This window comes from Pseudomonas khorasanensis, from assembly GCF_014268505.2.
GTDB classification, from domain to species: domain Bacteria; phylum Pseudomonadota; class Gammaproteobacteria; order Pseudomonadales; family Pseudomonadaceae; genus Aquipseudomonas; species Aquipseudomonas khorasanensis.
Genome location: NZ_JABWQP020000009.1, coordinates 68,290 through 89,835, shown reverse-complemented (window position 1 = coordinate 89,835; position 21,546 = coordinate 68,290). Strand labels below are relative to the sequence as shown.

At 59.1% G+C, this 21,546-nt stretch carries 20 protein-coding genes; 10 read left to right on the top strand and 10 right to left on the bottom strand.

Annotated elements, in window-relative coordinates; all coding sequences use genetic code 11:
• Positions 1–124: 124 nt before the first annotated feature.
• A complete protein-coding gene (locus tag HU727_RS18395; RefSeq protein WP_186533492.1) occupies positions 125–1,105 on the bottom strand; it encodes a diaminopimelate epimerase in 981 nt (326 codons plus the stop codon).
• 242 nt (positions 1,106–1,347) lie between these two features.
• Here HU727_RS18395 and HU727_RS18390 point away from each other — a divergent pair, with 242 nt between their 5' ends.
• On the top strand, positions 1,348–2,499 hold the full coding sequence (locus HU727_RS18390) for an MFS transporter (protein WP_186533493.1): 1,152 nt from the start codon (positions 1,348–1,350) through the stop codon (positions 2,497–2,499).
• Positions 2,500–2,605: 106 nt separating this feature from the next.
• On the opposite strand, the gene HU727_RS18385 is transcribed toward HU727_RS18390, so the two are convergent.
• The 4 genes from HU727_RS18385 to HU727_RS18370 all read right to left on the bottom strand — a co-directional run bounded on the left by HU727_RS18385 (position 2,606) and on the right by HU727_RS18370 (position 7,312).
• A complete protein-coding gene (locus tag HU727_RS18385) occupies positions 2,606–5,032 on the bottom strand; it encodes a TonB-dependent siderophore receptor (protein ID WP_186533494.1) in 2,427 nt (808 codons plus the stop codon).
• Between the two features lie 98 nt (positions 5,033–5,130).
• Positions 5,131–6,114: a FecR family protein gene (locus HU727_RS18380; RefSeq protein WP_186533495.1), complete on the bottom strand. Its 984-nt coding sequence runs from the start codon at positions 6,112–6,114 to the stop codon at positions 5,131–5,133.
• A gap of 40 nt (positions 6,115–6,154) precedes the next feature.
• Positions 6,155–6,646 (bottom strand): sigma-70 family RNA polymerase sigma factor, encoded by a 492-nt coding sequence (locus tag HU727_RS18375; RefSeq protein ID WP_186533496.1) that lies wholly within the window; start codon positions 6,644–6,646, stop codon positions 6,155–6,157.
• A 225-nt stretch (positions 6,647–6,871) separates the two neighbouring features.
• On the bottom strand, positions 6,872–7,312 hold the full coding sequence (locus HU727_RS18370) for a carboxymuconolactone decarboxylase family protein (RefSeq protein ID WP_186533497.1): 441 nt from the start codon (positions 7,310–7,312) through the stop codon (positions 6,872–6,874).
• Positions 7,313–7,497: 185 nt separating this feature from the next.
• Between HU727_RS18370 and HU727_RS18365 the strand changes: the two genes are divergently transcribed.
• Entirely contained in the window at positions 7,498–7,839 is a 342-nt protein-coding gene (locus tag HU727_RS18365) for a hypothetical protein (protein ID WP_186533498.1), read from the top strand.
• A 156-nt stretch (positions 7,840–7,995) separates the two neighbouring features.
• On the opposite strand, the gene HU727_RS18360 is transcribed toward HU727_RS18365, so the two are convergent.
• The 3 genes from HU727_RS18360 to HU727_RS18350 all read right to left on the bottom strand — a co-directional run bounded on the left by HU727_RS18360 (position 7,996) and on the right by HU727_RS18350 (position 11,232).
• Positions 7,996–9,570 (bottom strand): sensor domain-containing diguanylate cyclase, encoded by a 1,575-nt coding sequence (locus HU727_RS18360; RefSeq protein ID WP_186533499.1) that lies wholly within the window; start codon positions 9,568–9,570, stop codon positions 7,996–7,998.
• A gap of 169 nt (positions 9,571–9,739) precedes the next feature.
• A complete protein-coding gene (locus tag HU727_RS18355; RefSeq protein WP_186533500.1) occupies positions 9,740–10,513 on the bottom strand; it encodes an aldolase in 774 nt (257 codons plus the stop codon).
• An 11-nt stretch (positions 10,514–10,524) separates the two neighbouring features.
• The gene (locus tag HU727_RS18350) at positions 10,525–11,232 is read right to left on the bottom strand and encodes a haloacid dehalogenase type II (protein WP_186533501.1); all 708 of its coding nucleotides are present in this window, start codon (positions 11,230–11,232) and stop codon (positions 10,525–10,527) included.
• Between the two features lie 109 nt (positions 11,233–11,341).
• Here HU727_RS18350 and HU727_RS18345 point away from each other — a divergent pair, with 109 nt between their 5' ends.
• Positions 11,342–12,199 (top strand): LysR substrate-binding domain-containing protein, encoded by an 858-nt coding sequence (locus tag HU727_RS18345; protein ID WP_186533502.1) that lies wholly within the window; start codon positions 11,342–11,344, stop codon positions 12,197–12,199.
• 135 nt (positions 12,200–12,334) lie between these two features.
• Here the strand turns inward: HU727_RS18345 and HU727_RS18340 are convergent, their stop codons facing one another.
• The gene (locus HU727_RS18340) at positions 12,335–13,000 is read right to left on the bottom strand and encodes a ribonuclease T2 (RefSeq protein ID WP_186533503.1); all 666 of its coding nucleotides are present in this window, start codon (positions 12,998–13,000) and stop codon (positions 12,335–12,337) included.
• A gap of 164 nt (positions 13,001–13,164) precedes the next feature.
• On the opposite strand from HU727_RS18340, the gene HU727_RS18335 reads away from it, so the two are divergent.
• From HU727_RS18335 to HU727_RS25765, 4 genes are all read left to right on the top strand, one after another.
• Positions 13,165–13,647 carry a hypothetical protein gene (locus tag HU727_RS18335; RefSeq protein ID WP_186533504.1) on the top strand — a complete coding sequence of 161 codons (483 nt, stop codon included), beginning with the start codon at positions 13,165–13,167 and terminating at the stop codon, positions 13,645–13,647.
• Between the two features lie 100 nt (positions 13,648–13,747).
• Complete coding sequence (locus HU727_RS18330; RefSeq protein WP_186533505.1) at positions 13,748–14,539, top strand: transporter substrate-binding domain-containing protein; 792 nt, start codon at positions 13,748–13,750, stop codon at positions 14,537–14,539.
• A 467-nt stretch (positions 14,540–15,006) separates the two neighbouring features.
• A complete protein-coding gene (gene dusA, locus HU727_RS18325; protein ID WP_186533506.1) occupies positions 15,007–16,002 on the top strand; it encodes a tRNA dihydrouridine(20/20a) synthase DusA in 996 nt (331 codons plus the stop codon).
• A gap of 227 nt (positions 16,003–16,229) precedes the next feature.
• Positions 16,230–16,457, top strand: coding sequence for a DUF2388 domain-containing protein (locus HU727_RS25765; protein WP_225919864.1), 228 nt, complete (start codon positions 16,230–16,232; stop codon positions 16,455–16,457).
• On the opposite strand, the gene HU727_RS18315 is transcribed toward HU727_RS25765, so the two are convergent.
• Positions 16,458–17,291: an undecaprenyl-diphosphate phosphatase gene (locus HU727_RS18315; protein WP_186533508.1), complete on the bottom strand. Its 834-nt coding sequence runs from the start codon at positions 17,289–17,291 to the stop codon at positions 16,458–16,460. It lies immediately after the preceding gene.
• Positions 17,292–17,781: 490 nt separating this feature from the next.
• On the opposite strand from HU727_RS18315, the gene HU727_RS18310 reads away from it, so the two are divergent.
• From HU727_RS18310 to HU727_RS18300, 3 genes are all read left to right on the top strand, one after another.
• Positions 17,782–18,522, top strand: a complete 741-nt coding sequence (locus tag HU727_RS18310; protein ID WP_186533509.1) for a winged helix-turn-helix domain-containing protein — start codon at positions 17,782–17,784, stop codon at positions 18,520–18,522.
• Positions 18,523–18,800: 278 nt separating this feature from the next.
• Entirely contained in the window at positions 18,801–19,460 is a 660-nt protein-coding gene (locus tag HU727_RS18305; RefSeq protein ID WP_186533510.1) for a winged helix-turn-helix domain-containing protein, read from the top strand.
• Positions 19,461–19,846: 386 nt separating this feature from the next.
• The gene (locus HU727_RS18300; RefSeq protein ID WP_186533511.1) at positions 19,847–21,241 is read left to right on the top strand and encodes an undecaprenyl-phosphate glucose phosphotransferase; all 1,395 of its coding nucleotides are present in this window, start codon (positions 19,847–19,849) and stop codon (positions 21,239–21,241) included.
• The last annotated feature ends 305 nt before the right edge of the window (positions 21,242–21,546 follow it).

Below are 21,546 nucleotides of genomic sequence, written 5' to 3'. Positions count from 1 at the left end.
TGGCGGGGCGGATGGCCTCATCGCTGGCAAGCCAGCTCCCACAGTGTTTTGTGTTGACCCCGATAGTGGGCCCGAGCGCAAATTCAGGTGGGAGTCTGGCTTGCCAGCGATGGCGCCCGCCGATTCACTCCATCAACCGCGCCGTGCCAAACAATTTGATCTGCACCAACTGCCCTTCTTCAACCTCCAGCAAAACCGGAGCAGTGCCACCGGGCATGACCACCCGCACTTCGCCCGCCGCGACCCATCCCGCTCGCCACGCCGCTGCGGCGACCGCGCTGGCGCTGGTGCCGGATGACGCGGTTGGCCCTTCGCCGCGTTCGAATACTCGCGCAACGATGCGCTGGTCAGAATCGCGCGCGGCCCACTGCAGATTGATACCGGCCGGGCAAGGTTCGCCCGCACCGATGGGCATCGCATAGGCGATGCGGGTCAGGCCCTCGTTCAACGGCGATTCACGCATCTGTTCGTTACTCGGCAACGCGGCTGGATCGTTCAGCAAAGTGACGCAATGCGGGTTGCCGATGCGCACGAACTGGCTGCTAGCCCACGCGGGATTGAGCTGTGCCAGCGCCGGGATGTGGCTCATTTCCCGGGCGTTGCGCGCACGGTATTCAAACGAGGCAGCACCCACCGCATGAGGCCCGAATCCGGGCTGGCCGAGGTCAAGCCAGAAACCCTGCATGCCTTCGACCGTGGCCGGTTTTACCGAGGTTGCCACCGGTTCGCCCTTGTCATGATGAACACGCAACTCGGCGCCCTCTTCCGGCATCAAGCCTTGCTCGGTGAGCGCCTGAGAAAAGATCGTCAGCCCGTTGCCACTGCGCTCGGCGAGGCTGCCGTCGGTGTTGACGATCAGCACGTCAAACGGCGCCGATCCCTGGAACGGGCCGATGAGCAGGCCGTCGCTGCGGTGGGATTTGCTGTCGGGCAGGCGTTGGCCTTCGGGCCAGTGGCAGCACAGGGCGATGGCTGCTTCGCTCCACTTCTGCCGTGACGAGGCGCACTCGGCGGCGCTTGCCGGCAAGTCAATTGCGGCCAGGCGCAAGGCTTGGGGCGAAACCACGCCATAGACATTGCCGCGTGCGTCGTAGAACTGAGTCATCACTGCTTCCGTAAAGATTCTGGCAAAACCACGACTGTAAACCGCGATCCCGTGTGGGAGCGAGCCTGTTCGCGAAGGCGGTGTGTCAGGCAATAATTTTTCACCTGACACACCGCCTTCGCGAGCAGGCTCGCTCCCACAGGTTACGATGTCGGCTGCAAGCCCTCAGACAGACTGCGATCGAACCTCATCGCGGTCAGAATGTCATTCGGGATGCAGTTGTTTTTTTGCCAAGGATCGATATGACCAGCCTCAACGCCCAAGACACGTTCGTCCCCGGACGCCTGCAACAGATGTCCACGCGCATCGCCTTTTTCATCGCCGGGCTCGGCATTGCCGCCTGGGCGCCGCTGGTGCCCTACGCCAAGGCGCGGGCCGGGCTGGATGAGGGCACGCTGGGTTTATTGCTGTTGTGCCTGGGGGTCGGCTCGATTCTGGCGATGCCACTGGCGGGGATTCTGGCCACGCGCTTCGGCTGCCGACGCGTGGCCGCGGGCGGCACATTGCTGATCTGTGTGGCGCTGCCGCTCTTGGCGACGGTCTCGTCGATCCCGGCGCTGGTCGCCACGTTGTTCATGTTTGGCGCCGGGCTCGGCACCGTGGATTCGACGGTGAACCTGCAAGCGGTGATCGTCGAGCGTGCCAGCGGCAAGCACATGATGTCCGGGTTTCACGGGTTGTTCAGTCTGGGCGGCATCGTCGGCGCGGCGGGCGTCAGCGCTCTGCTCGGTTTAGGCCTGACTCCGCTTGCCGCGATGCTGGTGGTGGTGGTCTTGTTGATCGGCGCCCTGCTCAAGTGCGTACCGCACATGCTGCCTTACGGCAGCGAGAGCTCCGGCCCTGCCTTCGCCATACCCCACGGCATCGTGCTGTTTATCGGCGGGATGTGCTTTATCGTTTTTCTCACCGAAGGCGCGGCGCTGGACTGGAGCGCGGTGTTCCTGGCGCAGGAACGCGGCATCGACACGGCGTACGCGGGTCTGGGTTACGCGGCGTTTGCCCTGACCATGACGGTGGGACGCTTGTTCGGTGACCGAATCGTCCGGCGATTGGGGGCCACGCGGATCATTCTGTTTGGCGGTCTGTTGGCTGCGGCAGGTTTGTTTCTGGCAACATTTGCGCCGAGCTGGCAAGCGGCGCTGGTCGGTTATGCGCTGGTTGGCGCGGGTTGCTCGAACATCGTGCCGGTGCTGTACACGGCGGTGGGCAAGCAGACGGTGATGCCGGAAAGCATCGCAGTGCCGGCGATTACTACGCTGGGGTACGCCGGGATTCTGGCCGGGCCGGCAGTGATCGGTTTTGTCGCCCATGCCAGCAGCTTGAGCTTTGCCTTTGGGCTGATGGCGGTGTTGCTGGTGGCTGTCGCCATTGGCGGGAAAGTGCTGAAGGTCTGATCTGTGGCGAGGGAGCATGCTCGCGCTGGGTTGCGCAGCGACCCCGCGTTTTGGGACCTGCTGCGCAGTCCAGCGGGAGCAAGCTCCCTCGCCACAGCGTCAGCGGTTAGAAACCGACGCTGGCCTGCACGAAGAACGTGCGCGGCGCGCCGACATACATCCCCGAGTTGTTGTCGCTGGAGCGGGTGAAGTACTGCTTGTCGAAGACGTTTTTCACCCCCGCACCCAGCTTGAGATTCGACACTTGCGGGCCGAAATCGTAGCCGCCGCGCACGTTCCAGGTCATATAGCCCGGAATGTCGCCGTACTGCCCGTCCGCCGTGCCTTCGGTGATGTAGTTGCCGTTGAAGCTGCCGTCAGCGTTCACACCGGTACCGGGCGAGCGCTGTTTCGATTGGGCAAAGCCGTCGAGGTTGTAGGTCCAGCGATTGACCTCGTAACGCAAACCGACCGTGGCCACCTGACGCGAATAGAACGGCAGATCCCGCCCTTTGAAGCCCGGAATCTCGCCTTCATAAGTGGCGCGGGTGTAGGTGAACCCGGCGTTGGCGGTCAGCCCATCGAGGCGCGGATCGAGCGCGGCCATGTCGTAATGCACCGATGCTTCGATGCCCTGATGCTTGGTCGCGCCGAGGTTGGTCCAGCCGACATCGTTGCTGATGTATTGCAGCTCGTCGTCGAAGTCGATGTAAAACAGCGTCACTTCGCCGCCCCAGACGTCATCGTTGTAGCGCGTGCCGATTTCATAGGTCTTGGCCTTTTCCGGCTCCAGACCGTTGGCGGTGCTGTCCCCCGAACCGCCTTGGCCGAGCTGGAAATACTGCAGGCTGCCGAACGAGGTTTCGTAGTTGGCGAACAGCTTCCAGGCATCCGACAGGTGATACATCACGCTCAGCGCCGGCAACGGTTCGTTGCTTTCAATGCTGCGGTTTTTCTCCGGCACCGGTCGGCCAGCGGTGTCGAGCACGGCCCGATCGTGCCAGTCGGTGCTGATGTGTTCGAAGCGAATGCCGGGGGTGATGGTCCAGTTGCCGACGTCGATCTTGTTGTCGACGTACACCGAGTTGGCTTCGGTGCCGCCAGTCCGATCCTGGAACACATGGCCGTCGGAGGTCGGCGTGACCACGGGCTGATTGTTGACCAGCGCCAGACGGCTCGACTCTTCGTGCATCGCTTCTTTCAAGTAGCGATAACCGACGCTGACCTCCTGAGTGGTCGGGCCGACATCGAACACCCGCGACACACGCGGCTCAATGCCCAGGGTGTAGTAGGAACGCGGGTACGAGCTGAGGGTTCGCTGATCGCGCGCGGCAATCGTGCTGCCGCGAAAGCTGTCGGTGTAATAGGTGAGGATTTCTGCCTGGGTGCGCTCGTCGATCTGGCGAATCCATTTGAACGACACGTCTTTGCGCCGCCCCGTGAACTGGTCGTAATCACGCACCGATTCGTAAGGCTTGTCGTCGTACTGGCGTTGCGTCAGGCCACCGGGCATGTCGGCGCTGGCGTCGTAGTAATGGAAATTGAGACTGAAATCATCCTGATCGGTCGGCGCCCAGTGAGTCTTGAGCAGCACGTCGTCGATGTCATTGCCATTGTTGCGTTCGCGATAACCGTGGCCATTGACGCCTGAGTACAGGAGCGCCACGCCCATCCCATTGTCGGCCGTGCCGCCGAGGAACGCCGTATCGATGTGTTTCCAGCCACCGTATTGCGTGGTTTCCAGCGTGGTGCCGATTTCACCGGTGGTTTTTTCCGGGATCGCACGGGTTACGAAGTTGATCACGCCGCCGACGTTCTGCGGTCCATAACGCACGGAACCGGCGCCACGCACCACGTCGATGCTGTCGAGGTTGCCCGAGGAGACCGGCGCCATCGACAGTTGCGGCTGACCGTACGGCGCGAACGCCGCCGGCACGCCGTCGATCAGCACCGTCGAGCGTGGCGACAGGCGCGAAGTCAGGCCGCGCACGCCGACGTTGAGGGAAATGTCACTGCCGCCGGTGCCGTTGGAATCCTGCACCTGCACACCCGGCACACGCTTGAGCACATCGCTGACGTTCATCGCGCCCTGCTCGACCATCGCTTCGCGGCGGATCACCGTACGCGCGCCCGGGTGGTTTTGCACCACGGCGGCGTTGGCGTCACCGAGCCAGTCGCCGACGACCTTGATGTCGGTCACGCCCAGCTCCAGCGGGCCGTTACTGGCGGCGGAAGTCGCAGCAGGGGCGAGTGTCACCGAGCCTTCGTTGATCTGGTAATCCAGACCGCTGCCCTGCAACAACTGACGCAGCGCCTGCTCCGGCGAGATGTCGCCCTCAACCGCTGGCGCCTGTTTGCCAGCCACCAGCTCAGGGCTGAAAAACACTTGCAGCGAGGTTTGCTGACCCAGCTCGCTCAAGGCCTGGCCCAGCGGCTGCGCGCGGATATGAATGGCTTCGGCCGCCAACGCCAGCGGCATCGCCGAGTTGACCGCCAGCGCCAGGGCCAGCGGTATCCAAGGGAATTTTTTATTGTGGGTTGTGGTGTTGTTCACGTCGTACGGAGTCCTGTGGATCGCAAGAGTGTGCGGCTGTTAATACAAACCAGTTGCAGTTGAACAGGAAGACGATGAACTCGAAAAAAACCTGAATGCTATTTTGAAATTATTTCCTGGCTGCCATCGGCGAGGGTGCGCACGGCCACCGGCAGAATGCTCGGCAAGGCTTTGAGCAAGGCGTCGGTGTCGTCGGTTCTGAACACGCTGGTCAGGCGCAGACTGGCCACGCCCGGTTGGGAAACGGTCAGCGGTTTGTCGCGATAACGCGACACTTCGGCCACCACTTCGCTGAGGCTGGCGTTGTTGAATACCAGTTTGCCGTTGCGCCAGGCCGTCAGCTCCGCCGGGTTGACCGCGTAGGCCGGCAGAACTTTTCCGTGCGTATCGATTGAAGTGCCCAGGCCTGCGGTCAGGCTGATGAACTCATCATCCGGCGCCTCGCGCCCCTGCACTTTCACGGTGCCCTGCTCCACCGCCACGCGGGTCTGCATAACATCGCGGCGCACATCGAAACGCGTACCGGTAACCGTGACCTTGCCGCTGCCGGCCTCGACCACGAATGGCCGGGAAGCATCGTGTTCAACGCTGAACATCGCTTCGCCGGCGCTCAATTCGATAACGCGTCGATCCGTTTCATAATGCACCTGCAAACGGCTGCGGCTGTTCAGGTCGATCACCGACCCGTCGGGCAGCGCGATGTGCTTGCGCTCGCCTGGCGCCGTGGCGAACTCGGCGCTGTAGCCTTGCGGATGATTCAAACCGCTGAACAGCCCGAATCCCAGCGCCACAGCGAGGATGCTCGCCGCCACGGCATATCGCAGCAACGGACGTCGCTCGCGACGAGGTGGCGGGTTTTGAGCGAGGGCTTCAAGGCGTGGCGCCGGGAGCAAATCCGCCGCTGCCCACAATCCTTGCAACACCTCGAACTCTTCGCGGTGTTGCGGATGTTCATTAATCCAGGCGTCGAAGCGCTGCTGCTCGCCAGCACCGATGGCCGGCTCCTGCAACCGCACGAACCAGGCCGCCGCCTCATCACGCACCGTTGTTTGCCCACAGGCGCAATCACGAGTTTCCATCATGGAATGTCTTGTCCGGCCGAGGATAAAAAGGTGCGAGCGCTCATGACTGCAATCCGTCGAGGCGTTCACGCAGATGCCGCAGGGTGCGGATCATATACTTTTCGACCATGTTCTTGGACAGCCCCAACCGTTCGGCGATTTCCGCCTGGGTCAGGCCTTCGATCTTTTGCCAGACAAAAATCTTGCGACAGTTGAGCGGCAGCTCGGTGAGCGCGCGTTCGATGGAATCGGCCAGCTGGATCGCGTGCATGTAATGCTCCGGGTCGCCGGTTGACGACGCACGTTCATCAATCGCCTCCGACTCCATGGCGCCACGCCGATCCTCGCGCCGATAGCCGTCGACTGCGATATTGCGCGCCGTCTGATGCAAATACGCCCGCGGTTGCTGTACCGCCGCCGAATCGGACTCAAGCACCCGCACAAAGGTGTCGTGCGCCAGATCCTCGGCTTGCGAACGGTTACGCAAGCGGCGAGTCCAGGTGCCGATCAACTCTTCGTAATGCTCGAAAAAGCCGGGTCTGCGGGAGCGCATGAGGATGGGCGGCGTGCCGAGGAAAGGGGCGTGAATAGTAATGCTTCCTATTAAGCCGAGCAATTCATTCCTTTTGCATGGAAAAATTGCCGGGGGCGCCGTTCATGGACGGTTTACCTGTGGGAGCGAGCCTACCCGCGAAAGCGGTACTTCAGAAAACTGCGATGGTGACTGACAGGGCGCCTTCGCGAGCAGGCTCGCTCCCACGAGGGTGATGCGTTGGGCTTAAGCCTGCGGCAGTTTGCGGAAGCCGACCGCCAAGCGATTCCAGCCATTGATGGTATTGATCGCAACCGTCAGGTCGACCAGTTCCTTGGGCGAAAACTGCGCAGCCACTACCTCGTAATCTTCGTCCGGTGCGTGGGTCAGGCTCAGTTGCGTCAGCGATTCGGTCCACAGCAGGGCGGCGCGTTCGCGTTCGCTGAAGAACGGCGCCTCACGCCATGCGGTGACTGCGAACAAGCGGCGTGGGGTTTCGCCGTCCTTGATTGCGTCGGCGGTGTGCATGTCGATGCAGAATGCGCAACCATTGATCTGGGAGGCACGCAGCTTGACCAGTTCGATCAGACTCTTTTCCAGTGGCAATCTGGAGACGGCGTTTTCCAGCGCCATCATCGCTTTGAGCGCATCAGGGGAAGCGGTGTAGAAATCGGCACGAGGTTGCATGGGGAGCTCCGCGGTAGGGATTGAATGTGTGGCTACGTTAGTCCCGGGCCGTGGTTCGGCAAATAGCCAATTTCCCGTAAGACAGGTAGGCCACTGGGCGAAGCGACCGCTCGTCACTCGGCCGGCACCAAGGATTCGGCGCGCATGACCAATGAGAGGTAATCCCCTTAATCAGGAGACGTACCATGATGACGCGCAAGTTCACTTCGCTCGTGTTGGCCGGTCTGCTCGCCACGGCCTCCGCCGCCAGCTTCGCCGCCAATGACAGCACCGATTCGACAGGCACCAAGTCCGGCGGCGCCAGCAGCTCGACCATGCCGCCAGACAACACCCCAGGATCCTCTTCCGGTGGCAGCGGTTCTGGCGGAACTAATAACGGCACGAAGTCGGGCACCGGCTCAGGCATGGGGACTGGTTCTGGCACTGGCACCAACGGTGGCGCGAGTGGCTCCGGTTCAGGCGCTGGCGGCGGCACCGGTTCGGCCGGCGGCGGAACTGGCGGGGCGGGTGGTGGCACGGGCGGCTGAACGAACAAGAGCCACCCCAGATAACCCAGGCAAAGAAGTTCTAATGCAGGCGCGAGCGTGCTCGCGATCGCAACCTGTCAGTCAACAACAATGCAAGCTGACACACCGCTTTCGCGAGCAGGCTCGCTCCCACATTTAGATTGCATCGCTTGAAGATCAGCGATCCGAGCGCAACAGCTCGGCAAATCCTTCCTCTGGCGAAAACACCGCCGCCCGATTACGCCCGCCATTTTTCGCGTGATACAGCGCCGCATCCGCGCGCTGGATGAACACCTGCGGGCTGTCATTGCCGTTCGGGATGAACGCGTAACAACCCAGGCTGACCGTGAGATAACCGGTAGGCGAACCGCTGTGGATGATGTGTTTGTCGATCACGCTGCGGCGTATCTGCCCGGCAATCGCCAGCGCGCCGTTGATGTCGGTATCCGGCAACAGCACGGCGAATTCCTCGCCGCCGTAACGGACCGCCAGATCCGACTTGCGCTGGCAGCAGGTCTTCACCACTTGCGCCACCAGTGCAAGGCATTGATCGCCGGCGACATGGCCATAGGCATCGTTGTAACGCTTGAAAAAATCGATATCGAGCATGATCAGACTGACCGGGCTCACCTGCCGGGCGCCACGGGCGAACTCGATATCCAGCGAACGCTCGAACAAGCGTCGGTTGGCCAGACCGGTGAGGCTGTCGTGGGTGGCGATCTGTTCCAGCGCCCGTTGCGCCTTGCGCAGGTTTTTTTCGATACGCTCGCCGTCGCGCACCTGATGAATGAACACCCAGCCGAACAGCCCGACCCCGAGGATCACCAGCGCAACGATCACGCTGGACTGAAACGCCCGCGCGGACCATCCCTGCAGGATGGTGTCCCGCGAGGTCGCGGCGGACACCACCAGCGGGTACGACGCCAGTTGCCGATAACCATACAATCGGGTGACCCCGTCGACGACCGAATCAAGCATTGCCGTCCCGGCAGGTGCGTTGGGCAATAAGGTTTGATAGATCTCACCGTGCGCCACCGAGGTGCCAATCAGCGATTGGTCGAAAGGGCGTCGCGCCAGCAAGGTGCCGTCGGTCAACGCCAGAAACATGATGCCGCTGTCATCAAGGCTGAAGCTTTTGAAAAACTGGTCGAAGTACGACATGCGGATACCGGCCATCAGCACCCCCTGGAAATTTCCGGCGCGGTCGTTGACGCGCCTGGAGATGGGGATGATCCAGTCGCCGTTCTCGCGGCTGCGAATTGCCGGACCGATGTGCGCCACAGTCGAGACGTTCTGCTGATGGAATTTGAAATATTCGCGGTCGGCCACGCCATTGCCGCGGGGCAGATCCGGAAAAGAGGTGATGACCCACTGCCCCTCGCGGTCGAAGAGGAATATGCCGTGCAACTGCTCCAGCTGCTGCGCGCGACGGGCGAAGATTCTTTGCAGACGCGGTCGCTGTGCGGCGCCATAACCGTCGTCCTCAATCCAGTCGACCAGACTGGACATCACCAGGTCTGCCGCCAGGAACGTGTCTTCTGCCTGCTGCGCCATGGCCCGCGTCAGGTTGGTCGAGGCCATCTGCGCCACCGCCAGATCCTGACGCCGAGACTGCTCCAGCTGCAAATACAAAAGGCCGCACAGGCACAGGCTCACCACCACGATAAACAGCACCGCCGCCTTGCGCAGCGGCAGACGTTTGAGCGTGCCGGAGACCTGTTGCGGTTCGTGAATGGAGGTTGGCAAAAGCATGTCCTGGACAGGTACGACAGGGGCGCGAGCCCGAAACCCTTGTGTCGGTGAGCGTAGCCCACCGGGGTGCACGGGGCAAACGCCCGCCTCCCATCCAGTTGTATCGGCGCGTCGCGAGTCTGGATGATCGCTATTCGTCGATTTATTTTGATCACTACCTCTCGGCTGATCAGCCTGGAAAGGCCAGGCGCCGCATCGCACTGGCCAGATGCGCGCGGGCACTCTGGGCATCGCTCTCGCGCATTTGCTCGTAGGCCCGCTGCGCAATCTCGTGGGGCACCGGTTTCAACTCACGTTGGGTGGCCATGGCCAGCAGTTGCACTTGCGCGGCGCGCTCCAGGTAATAGAGGTCGTCCCAGGCTTCGGCGATGGTCCGTGCGACGACGATCACGCCATGGTTTTTCAGAAACAGGATATCGGCGTCGCCCATGACGCTGGCGATGCGATCGCCTTCGGATTCGTCCAGAGCGAGGCCGTCGTAGTTTTCGTCCACTGCGGTGCGCCCATAGAACTTCAGCGCGGTCTGCCCCAGCCACAGCAGCGGCGGGCCTTGCAGCAGACACAACGCCGTGGCGTGCGGCATGTGCGTATGGAACGCGACTTTCACCCGTGGCAATTGTTTGTGCAGCCGCGCATGGATGTAAAACGCCGTCGCCTCCGGCTGGCCCTCGCCGTCGACCACGTTGCCAGCGAAGTCGCAGATCAGCAGATTCTGCGCCGTCACTTCGGCAAAAGCGTAGCCGTACGGATTGACCAGAAACAGGTCGCCATGCCCCGGCAACATCGCTGAAAAATGATTGCAGATGCCCTCCTCCAGGCCGTGCAAAGCCGCCAGTTGAAAGCACGCTGCGAGTTCGTTTCGGGCGGTGATAATCGCCTCTGTCTCAAGATTCAGCATCGATGCGGGTCTGGCCCGAACGCTGCCACTCAAGGTGTGAGCCATCGCAACTCTCCTTAATGCCAGCCGAGGGATCTGAACAGGGGCAGCACTTGATCGAGCGTGTTCAGAATCGCGTCGGGACGGTAATCCGGCAACAATTGGCGCCCGGTGCCGCGATCGATCCAGACGCAGCGAAAGCCCATGTCCCGCGCCGCCGCGTGATCGAGCCTGGGGCTGGCGCAGATGTGCACCACCTCACCGCGCGTCACACCCAACTGTTCATGAGCGTAGTCGAACAGCCGTGGCGCCGGTTTATAGGCGCCGGCTTGTTGCGCTGTGATCACCCGGTCGATATGCCCACCGAGCTGCGCGACGTTGCCGGCAATGATGTCGTCGTCGGTGTTCGACACGATGCACAGCTTGAACCCCATGGCTTTGAGTTGCGCCAGGGTTTCGACCACTTCGGGAAACGGCGGCATTCTCGGAATAGCGCCCGCCAGGCGCTGGCTGTCCTCGAGCTGGCTCGGCAAACCCAGTTCATCCAGGGCCAGTCGCAGGCCCAGGGTGCTCAGTTCGCGAAACGAACGGTGCGGCGGCGTTTGCTCAAGGCGATGCTCGTGGCGGTCGTAGACTTCGATCAACTGGCCGGCGTCAACCTGATGCTCGCCCTTCTCGCTCAGTATTTTCTCGACGACGGCTTTGAGGCCTTCGTCCCATTGAATCAGCGTGCCGTAGCAATCGAAGGTCAACCATTCGGGACGCGGTGTGCGGGTGAGGGTCATCGGTCGCTTCCTCCGGAGTGAGGACTTCAGCTTATGAGCGCACGGTGATAGTGTGAAATTAAATAAATAGCCGATTGTCATTTGCAAAACCACTATCGAGAACGCCGCCATGCTGGATCTGGAACTGCTGAAAACGTTTGTTTGTGTGGTCGATGAAGGCAGCTTCACCCGCGCCGCCGAGCGCGTTCACCGCACCCAATCGACGGTCAGCCAGCAGGTGCGCAAACTCGAAGACCTGGTCGGCCATCCTTTGCTGCTGCGTGACCGCACCGGTCTCAACATCGCGGTCACGGAGCACGGCGAGTTGCTGATCCACTACGCCCGCCGGTTGCTGACGCTGTCCGCCGAAGCCACGCAAGCACTGTCCAGCGATGTCGATTTGCAGGTCCTGCGCATCGGCATGCCGGAAGACTTCGACGCCCGGCGCATGGCGCTGCTCCTCGCTGGCTTCACCCGTAGCCATCCGCAAGCACGCCTGGAAACTTTCAGCGGCATGAGCCTCGACCTGCGTCAGCGCCTCGACGCCGGCGATATCGACATCGCCCTGATCAAACGCGAACCCGACAGCGGCCCGGCGTGGGCCACTTGGCCGGAGCGGCTGGTGTGGGTCAAAGGCGCCGAACTCGATACGGCAAGCGAGGTGCTGCCGCTGGCATTGTTTCCACAAGGCTGTTTGTATCGGCAGCGCGCGATTCGCCTGCTCGATATTGCGCAGCGACCGTGGCGCATCGCGTTCGGCAGCCACAGCCTGACCGGGATTCAAGCGGCAGTCGCGTCGGGGTTGGGGGTTTCGGTGCTGCCGATGTCGGCGGTACTGTCGGAGCATCAAGTCTGTACAGATTTACCCGAGTTGGCACCGACGGAACTGGCCCTGGTCAGCCGTGAAGGTGTTTTGAGCGGAATGCAGCGCGGGCTGGTGGCGTTTTTGCGTGGAGAACTCGGGGTGGATGCGGGGGGATTTGCCTGAGTTCCCCCGTTCAGTTACATGACGTGCAGATCCTTTGGGCGCGCAGCATGCGTGAAATCGTCGGGAGCTTCAAACCGTCAGGCAAAAAAAGGCGCTCATGGGAGCGCCTTTTTTTTCATCGACCGTTACCCATCCTCACCGTGCCGGCGGCACCCGGATATCCCCCACGCGGCACTGGGTTTTCACCCCTTTGCCACACGCGCCGAACTGCAAATCCTTGCCCATGCACACTCGCACTTCCGACAGCTGCGGGCCGCTGCAAACCACGGCAATACCGTCCTCGGGAATACCCGGATTGGCCCTGCGAAACAGGTCGGCAATCTCTTGCGCTTCGAAGTAGTACGACGTGCCAAACGGCTGCAGTTCCTGTGGAATCTTCACCGCCGCAAGGGCCTGATCTGATTTGTCCAGATAACCCATCGCGCCGAGACCACTGCAGGTGCCGTGCTTGGACCATTCGTGATCAAGCAGCTTTTTCGTCGGGAACAGCGTCAGACCCTTGCTGGTTTCCGCCGCCGAAAGCGTGGTCAGCGGCGGGCAGGATTGCGGCCAGCCGCCCTTGGCATATTGCGGCCACAAGCCGTGCAGAACGAAGCCATAACCCTTGCCGGTGCACTGCGCATCGTCCTTGTGCGTCAGACAAAACGTTGGCGACCAGGACAGCGCCAGCAGGTAATAGTCGAACACCCCTGCCACCGATTCCGCCTGTGCTTTACTCGATGACGGCTGACGCGCCGAACTCGTGCCGATGCTACCGGCCGTCAGCGCGATCAGTGCCAGAATTGTAAACAGCTTTTTCATTAACCCATTCCTTGGGACGCCTGCGTCCGTGGTTTTCGTTGTTGGCCGGGCTTGGCCAACGCTGATTTCGACACGCTTGTATTGCAAGCGCATGACGCAAGGCAAGACCTTGCGCCTTTCAAAGGTCTACGCTGAACAGGCAGACATCCAACAAGGGAACCGACATGAGTAAAGCTGACGAACTCGCCGCCAAACTCAAGCAAACCCGGCACACCCAGGCCGACGACATCACCTGCGCCGAGCTTGAAATCGATTGCTGGCCTGCTCAGGTGTATGCCTTGTACCACCGCATCGAGGCGTGGCTGCTGCCAGTCACCGAAGTAGGACTGAAGATTCGACGAAATCCTACGCACGTTTGCGAATGTTCACCGGATGGCGAAACCCATGACTACTCCATCGACCAGTTGGTGATCGAAGCCAACCACCACAGTTTGACGTTCGATCCCATTGCGCGGTTTACCGAAGATGGTTGCGGGCGTGTGGAGATCAAGGGGCCGGCACGAGACCAGTCATTGCTGCGCACGGTTGATGAGCATGGCGAAAGCCACTGGTGGTTACAAACTGTCGAGACCGGCAAGGAGCTGGATGCGATTGCTTTGACGGAAAACAATCTATTGCAGCTGGTTCAGGACGGTTTGGGGCTGTAAGGGATTGGCACTGACACGCGTCAACGGACTGGATCAACGGCGAGAACGTGTTTAACTTCGAACACGTCCTCCCCGTCCATCCCAGAGAAAAGTCCGACAGATGACAACGACAAAAACCACAATCCTGCTCGGTGCATTGCTCGCGTTTCCTTTCGCCGCCCAGGCAGCCGAGCCGTCAACCCACCTCGACACCATCCAGCAACAGGGCCAACTGCGCGTCTGCACCACTGGCGACTACAAGCCTTACACCTTCAAGCGCAGCGATGGTGACTTCGAAGGCATCGACATCAGCATGGCCCGCTCACTTGCCGACAGCCTCGGCGTCAAAGTGCAATGGGTGCAGACCACCTGGAAAACCTTGATGCCCGACATGCAGGCCGGTAAATGCGACATCGGCATGGGCGGCATCTCGGTTACGCTCGATCGGCAGAAAAAGGCTTACTTCAGCAACACCCTCGACACCGACGGCAAGATCCCGCTGGTGCGCTGCGCAGACCAGTCCAAATACCAGATCATCGAACAGATCAACCAGCCCAACGTGCGCCTGGTCGAACCGGCCGGCGGCACCAACGAAGCCTTCGTTCACGCCTTCCTGCCCAAGGCCCAACTGGCCCTGCATGACAACGTCACAATCTTTGAGCAACTGCTCGACAACAAGGCCGACGTCATGATTACCGACGCCTCGGAAGCGCTCTATCAACAGAAACTCAAACCCGGCCTGTGCGCGGTGAATCCGCATCAGTACATGCAATACGGCGAAAAGGCTTACTTGCTGCCGCGCGATGACATCAGCTGGAAACTGTATGTTGATCAGTGGCTGCATTTGAGCAAGGTCACTGGCAAGTATCAGCAGACGTTGAGTGAGTGGATTGCAGTACCTGCTGCGCAGTGATCTTAGTCGGCGTGCAGCATGCCGGAGCTGTATTGATTGAGGCTGCTGTGGATGCTGTTGGCGCCGAACTACAGATACCGTCGAAAAGTCCTACGCGATGACTCCAAGGCCCCAAGCGCGGTCAAAAATAACGTTGCATGTGCGAGCAAAGATTCATACCATGGTCGCACGTCAATGTAGCTAGTGATGCACCAGTCTCGGTCGCAACCCGAGACTAGAAAAAACCGCCCCGCAAAGGCGGTTTTTTTTCGCCTGCGATCCGGCGGCTACGATGCCAACGATTTCCAGCATCAATTCTGCAGTGCGCAGACTGAGTTGGTGGGGAAAAAGGGGACGGATTTCTTTACATCCATCCCCTTTTTAGCATGTGAATGAACTTCACCATCGGATTGGCTTTCCGGAGCTCTGCCAAACCTCAATCCTGATAAACTGCCCACTTTCCAGCCCCACCCAATCCAGAACCGCCAATGTCCCCTATCACCGCCACACCCGCCCCGCTCTCCCGCCGCTTCTCCGTCGCCCCGATGATGGATTGGACTGACCGCCATTGCCGATTCTTCCTGCGCCTCCTGTCCAAAAACGCCCTGCTCTACACCGAAATGGTCACCACCGGCGCGTTGCTCAACGGCGATCACGAGCGTTTTCTCCGTCACAACGAAGCCGAGCACCCGCTTGCTTTGCAGTTGGGCGGTAGCGTGCCGCTCGACCTGGCCGCTTGCGCGCGCATGGCTCAGGAGCACGGTTATGATGAGGTGAACCTCAACGTTGGCTGTCCGAGTGATCGGGTGCAGAACAACATGATCGGTGCGTGCCTGATGGGGCATCCGCAGTTGGTGGCCGATTGTGTGAAGGCGATGCGCGATGCGGTGTCGATTCCGGTGACGGTGAAGCACCGGATCGGGATCAATGGGCGGGACAGTTATGCCGAGCTGTGTGATTTCGTCGGTACGGTGCGGGACGCCGGGTGCACGAGTTTTACGGTGCATGCGCGGATTGCGATTCTGGAGGGGTTGTCGCCGAAGGAGAATCGCGACATTCCGCCGTTGCGCTATGACGTCGCGGCGCAGTTGAAGGCGGATTTTCCGGAGCTGGAGATTGTGTTGAACGGCGGGATCAAGACGATGGAGGCCTGCCACGAGCACCTGCAGACGTTCGACGGTGTGATGCTGGGGCGGGAGGCTTATCACAATCCGTATTTGCTGGCGGAGGTCGACCAGCAGTTGTTCGGCAGCACCGCGCCGGTCATCAGCCGCGCCGAGGCACTGGCGCAACTGCGTCCTTATATAGCCGAGCATTTGCTGGCGGGTGGCGCGATGCATCACATCACGCGGCACGTACTGGGCTTGGGCACCGGGTTTCCGGGAGCGCGTAAATTCCGTCAGTTGCTGTCGGTGGATATTCACAAGGCCAGGGATCCGTTGGCTTTGCTGGATCAGGCGGCGGAGTTGCTTGAAGGGCGTTGATTGATAATTTGATTGGGTGGGCAACGCACAAGTGTTGCCCGAGACTTGGTTGTGCTGACAGGACGTCCTTTTTTATGCCCAGGCTTTGTTGTGCTTTATTCCCGCGTTTCACCCTCTACGCTTTTTTGTTAAGCGTTTCTGCTGGCAGTTACGCTGGTTGCGATTTCTTGAAAGGCTGTGGCGACGGTGAAGACACTCCTTTCGAGTCGACGCAAATGTCCGGCTTCATGACTTTCACCACTACGATGGCATCGTTTGATGCAACCTCGGACGTTTCCGGCGGCAAAAAACGTGTTTACTCAGTTAAAGAAATCGAAGCAGCGCGGTATTTCCTCGCCACCGACGGCATGCTGCAAGCCGCATATTTCACATCGGCCTTGCATCGTTTTCGCCAAGAGTCGTCGCAGTCAATGTTGGACGACCTAGCCGTAGCAGCGCTGATCAGCACTCAGTGATCACACCGCCGCAGCCGCCGTCCAGTTCACCCAGCCAAACACCCACGTCGCCAGAATCAACAAACCAAAGCCGATCCGGTACCACGCGAACGCGGCGTAACTGTGGTTGGCAATAAACTTGAGCAGTCCACGCACGGCGATCATTGCGAAGATGAACGCGGTGACGAAGCCCAAGGCGAAGACTGGCAGGTCGTTGGGCTGGAACAGGTCGCGGTATTTGTAGCCCGAGTACACGGCGGCGCCGACCATGGTGGGCATGGCGAGGAAGAACGAGAACTCGGTGGCAGCCTTGCGCGAGAGCCCAAAGAGCAGACCGCCGATGATGGTCGAGCCGGAGCGCGAGGTGCCCGGAATCATGGCCAGGCATTGTACGAAACCGACCTTCAGGGCGTGAGACCAGCGCATGTCGTCGACATGCTCGACGCTGACAACATGACTGCGCTGTTCCGCCCACAACATGACAATGCCGCCGAGCACGAGTGCCACTGCGACGGTAATCGGGTTGAACAGGAATTCGTGAATCGTGTCCGCGAATAACACTCCCAGGATAACGGCGGGGAAAAACGCGATCAGCAAGTTAAGGGTGAAACGTTGCGCGTTGCGCTCGGTGCGCAAGCCTTTGACGATGTCGACAATCTTCGGGCGGAACTCCCACACCACTGCAAGGATGGCCCCTAATTGAATAATGATGTTGAACGCCATGGCCCGTTCGCCACCGAACTCGAGCAAGTCGGCGACGATGATCTGGTGACCGGTACTTGAGATCGGCAAGAACTCCGTCAGGCCTTCTACCGCGCCTAATATCAACACCTGGAAAAGGGTCCAGAAATCCATTAATCCTCCATCAGCGCACTCTGGGCGAGCGACCGGTTACTAACACTCAGGGGTTGAGTATCTGAAATTAAATACGCGTCTAACTTTTGATCGCGAAGAATAGGGTCTATCCGAAGCCACACTCAAGCCATGTTAATAATCGTCGGCCGACGAACTACGCAGAAAAAATTTATACGTATCTGAAGAGAAATTTCAGGTGAGATTGAAAATGTGACGGACATCACGTAATAATGGCATGGCCAATGAATGGCAAAAGGACATAGACAAAGCCATCGCAGTAAGCTCAAAATAGTGGCACCATTGCATATCGCCACCATCTAAGCGTTAGTTCACAACCCCGAGAAAATCAACTAAAAGCTTGAAAAGCTTATTTATTGTTAGAAAACTCGGGAGACACGTCTAAAATTCGCGTAAATGTTACCAATTGTCAGTCACAGATGAGAACCGGTGCTTTAACATCCCGACGTCAGCACCTAATTCGAGTCAATGCATGATGCTCTCAGGGAACTTGGCGACGAGAAGTCCGCGCCCGACAAACGATGAATCCGGTGTTCTTACGCTGGGTCGTACCCTTGGCGTGGCTGATCATTTTACAACCCTGATCGCAAGGCACGTGCAAACTGATATCACCCTGGAAACAGGGGCGTACGCTAGTTCATATAAACAGAACGGATACATTGGCTCCTATCGCGCCATTTTCCTCATTATCGATAGTCCTCAGGCCGTCGAAGATAATCTTGCGCTGGTGCAGAGCTGGCGTGATGACAACTTCAAGCCGCTGATCTGCGCAGTCGTCACCGGGCGCGGCGCGGTCAACAAGATCAAATATTATCTCGCTGGCGCGGATGCGTGTATCAAGCTCAACACGCTGGGCGATGACAGCGACGAGTTGCTGAGCGAATTCTTCACCAGCGAAGAATGGCAGCGAGATATCAGTCTCACGCTCGATCCGACGCGCATCTGCCTGATGGACAGCGGCAGGAAACTCGACATCTCTTTCGCCGAGATGAAGATCCTCGAAGCCTTTGCCCAAAGCGGCAATCACATTCTGAGCCATGATGAAATTGCCAGCATCATGGGCCTCAACAGCAATTTCTACGATCCTCGGGCGCTGGAGAAATCAATCAGCCGCTTGCGTGGAAAAATCAAGGACATGTATGGTACAAACGCGATCCAGAGCATCCGCGGCTACGGCTATCGCCTGATGCGGGGCCTGATATCGACTGCCTGACTCTCGGGCAGCCACCCTTTTTGCATACGTACGAAGGATCGTCTGATGCAGCCATATCGTTCCAGTTCTGCTTCACGCCTACTAAAACTCAAGCTTTTGAATGAGCGCGGCAACACGACCCATAACAATAAAACTCCATAACATAGCAGCAGATCGAGTGGAATTTATCGAGGGCCAGTTTGGGCCCGAACCCTGCCTACGATTACTTCCGAGGAAGTCATTGCTCGCCTGCCGATTTATCTTTTTAGCCAATTTTGGTGTGTATTTAGGAGAGAGACATGGAAACGAGTACAACCCTCCCCAGAAAATATTTTGTTGTTGTGACGCACAGCACAACGTCGCAGCGTGAACTGGAAAGCATTTTGTCCAGTGAACGTTTCAATTCGTTTGGCACGTCGCAGGCACAGATGTTTGTTGAAGGTGTTGCTTCGCCCTCTTCCGCCCCGATGGTCATGGAGTTCAGCTACCCAAGCCTCAGCCGAAAGAATGTCGCACGCAGTATCGAACATGATACCCAGCGCATATTGGCCACCCTTGAAAATGAATGGCGGGCAGCCCAGACACGTAATCCGTTCCAAAGCATCCCGGCACTGACCGCCGAGCGTGCCGCTATTTCAAATATCACCGAAAGCTCCGAACCTCAGAGCGAAACCTGGCATCTTGACGATGATCAGGGCGTATTGCTCAAAGACGATGTTGCAATCAGCCTGACAGGCCTGGAAACGGCCCTGGTCAGAAAAATGCTGACGCATGAAGAGCGAGTAGTCAGTCGTGATGACCTGATCTTGAGTATCGGCCGGGAACCCGAGCAATATCGTGGCCTGGAAATGTGCCTGAGTCGCTTGCAGGAAAAATTCAAAGGCGCGAGTAATGGCGAGCGACTGTTCCGTGCAGTAAGAAATCGCGGCTATTGCCTCATCCAGGAAATCGTCGCGTAATCACCGACGACATCCAGTCCGGAAGTACAGATATAAAGTGCGATTACAACAACAAGAAGAGCACTCTATCTGGCTTCACCTCCCCAATCGTTCAAACGCCCTGCCTCCACCCCCAAACAGTAACAAATACAACCTCGTTTTTTCATCCCCCGCTCTGCGACCTTTTCTAACACTCTTCTATTTAAATATTAAAAAGTTGGCATTGTGCCATCTTGTTAGAACTCGTCAGACACCATTCCAGGCAATAACTTAGTCTATTGACTGACGACAGTTCGGCTCTCGATGTTGTTACCTCAGGACACTCGCTAGAACAAAAACAATAAGTCTGCATAACAACTCGGCTTTCAACTGTTGAAACCTGAATGGACGTCTTTTGGGGATATCGTATGGATCTTTCTCTTAGTATTAATCGAAGCACGGGCCTCAAGGGACTGACCTTTTGGGGCCAATGGGCGCTGGCACAGGGCTTCATTGTGACGCTGCTGTTCATCCTCGCCGAACAGCACACCGGCACTGTCGCGTTCTACTACCGAATGTGCGCCACCCTCGCCGTCCTGGCCTCGGTGCCGGCTTACACGTTCAGCGGTGTTTATCGCAAACGCGACAACTACCTGACCGGTCTGGGCCGCCTGTTCATGGGTTGGTCGATGACCATGGCCGCGCTGGCCTGCATCGCTTTCGTCTGCCAAGCCGATGAGCTGTTTTCCCGTCAGGTGATTCTGAGCTGGGCGGTGTATGGTTTCCTCGGTCAGGCGTTTCTGTACGCTCCGCTGCATGCGTTTTCCAAGTACTACCAGCGCTCACGTAAAAGCGAACACAGGACGCTGATCGTCGGTACGGGCGAACTGGCTCTGGGCCTGGCGAAGAAACTCAGCCAGCTGGAAAACCTGCCGCTGATCGGCCTCGTCAGCAACGGTGACAAACCTGTTCTCGCATCGGATGCACCGCGCGTCGTTGGCGCTCAGGACGAGTTGCTGCAACTGATCGAAACCCACGACATCCGCCGTCTGTACATCACCCTCCCGCTAAGCGAAGCAGCAAAGATCGAAGCGATGTATGTCGATCTGCTGGGGGCCAACGTCGATGTGGTGTGGGTTCCGGACTTGAACAGTCTGACCCTGCTCAACCATTCGGTGAAAGTCGTGGACGGTCTGCCGGCGATCTACTTGAATGAAAGCCCGCTGACCAGTCGCCCGACGGCTGCCCTGAGCAAAAGTCTGGTTGAGAAAACCGTGGCGTTCCTGGCGATCATAGCGCTGAGCCCACTGCTATTGATCATCGCCCTGGCGGTGAAAATCAACTCGCCCGGCCCGGTGTTTTTCAAGCAGGATCGCCATGGCTGGAACGGCAAGGTGATCAAGGTCTGGAAATTCCGCTCGATGCGTGTCCACGATGACCGCGAAGTAAAGCAGGCCAGCCGTAATGACTCGCGCATCACCGCCGTCGGCCGCTTTATCCGCCGTACTTCGCTGGATGAATTGCCGCAACTGTTCAACGTGTTGCAAGGGCACATGGCCCTGGTCGGTCCGCGTCCCCATGCGGTAGCGCACAACAACTACTACTCGGGCAAAATCCTTGCCTACATGGCGCGCCACCGGATTAAACCGGGGATCACCGGGCTTGCCCAAATCAGCGGCTGCCGTGGCGAAACCGACACCATCGACAAGATGCAGAAGCGAGTGGAAATTGACTTGCAGTACATCAACAGCTGGTCGTTGTGGCTGGATCTGAAGATCCTGGTCAAGACACCGTTTACGTTGCTGTCGAAAGATATTTACTGAGGTTAGCGCTTCAGGCCGCAAGGGGACGAAAGTCCCCTTTTTTGTGGGCGGGATTTGGGGTGGGTCAGGTTCTTGGGGCCGACACAACCGTTGAGGGAGCACGGCCACGATCCGTAGTGCGCCACCGTCCAATGTGGGAGCGAGCCTGCTCGCGATGGCGGTGTACCAGGCGGCAACGATGTCGCTGACCGGACGCTATCGCGAGCAGGCTCGCTCCTACACGGGGCATCGCGCCGATCGTTCCCACGGAATGCAGCGAGGGACGCTCTGCGTCCCGGAACTGACGCAGAGCGTCGGAGAGGCAT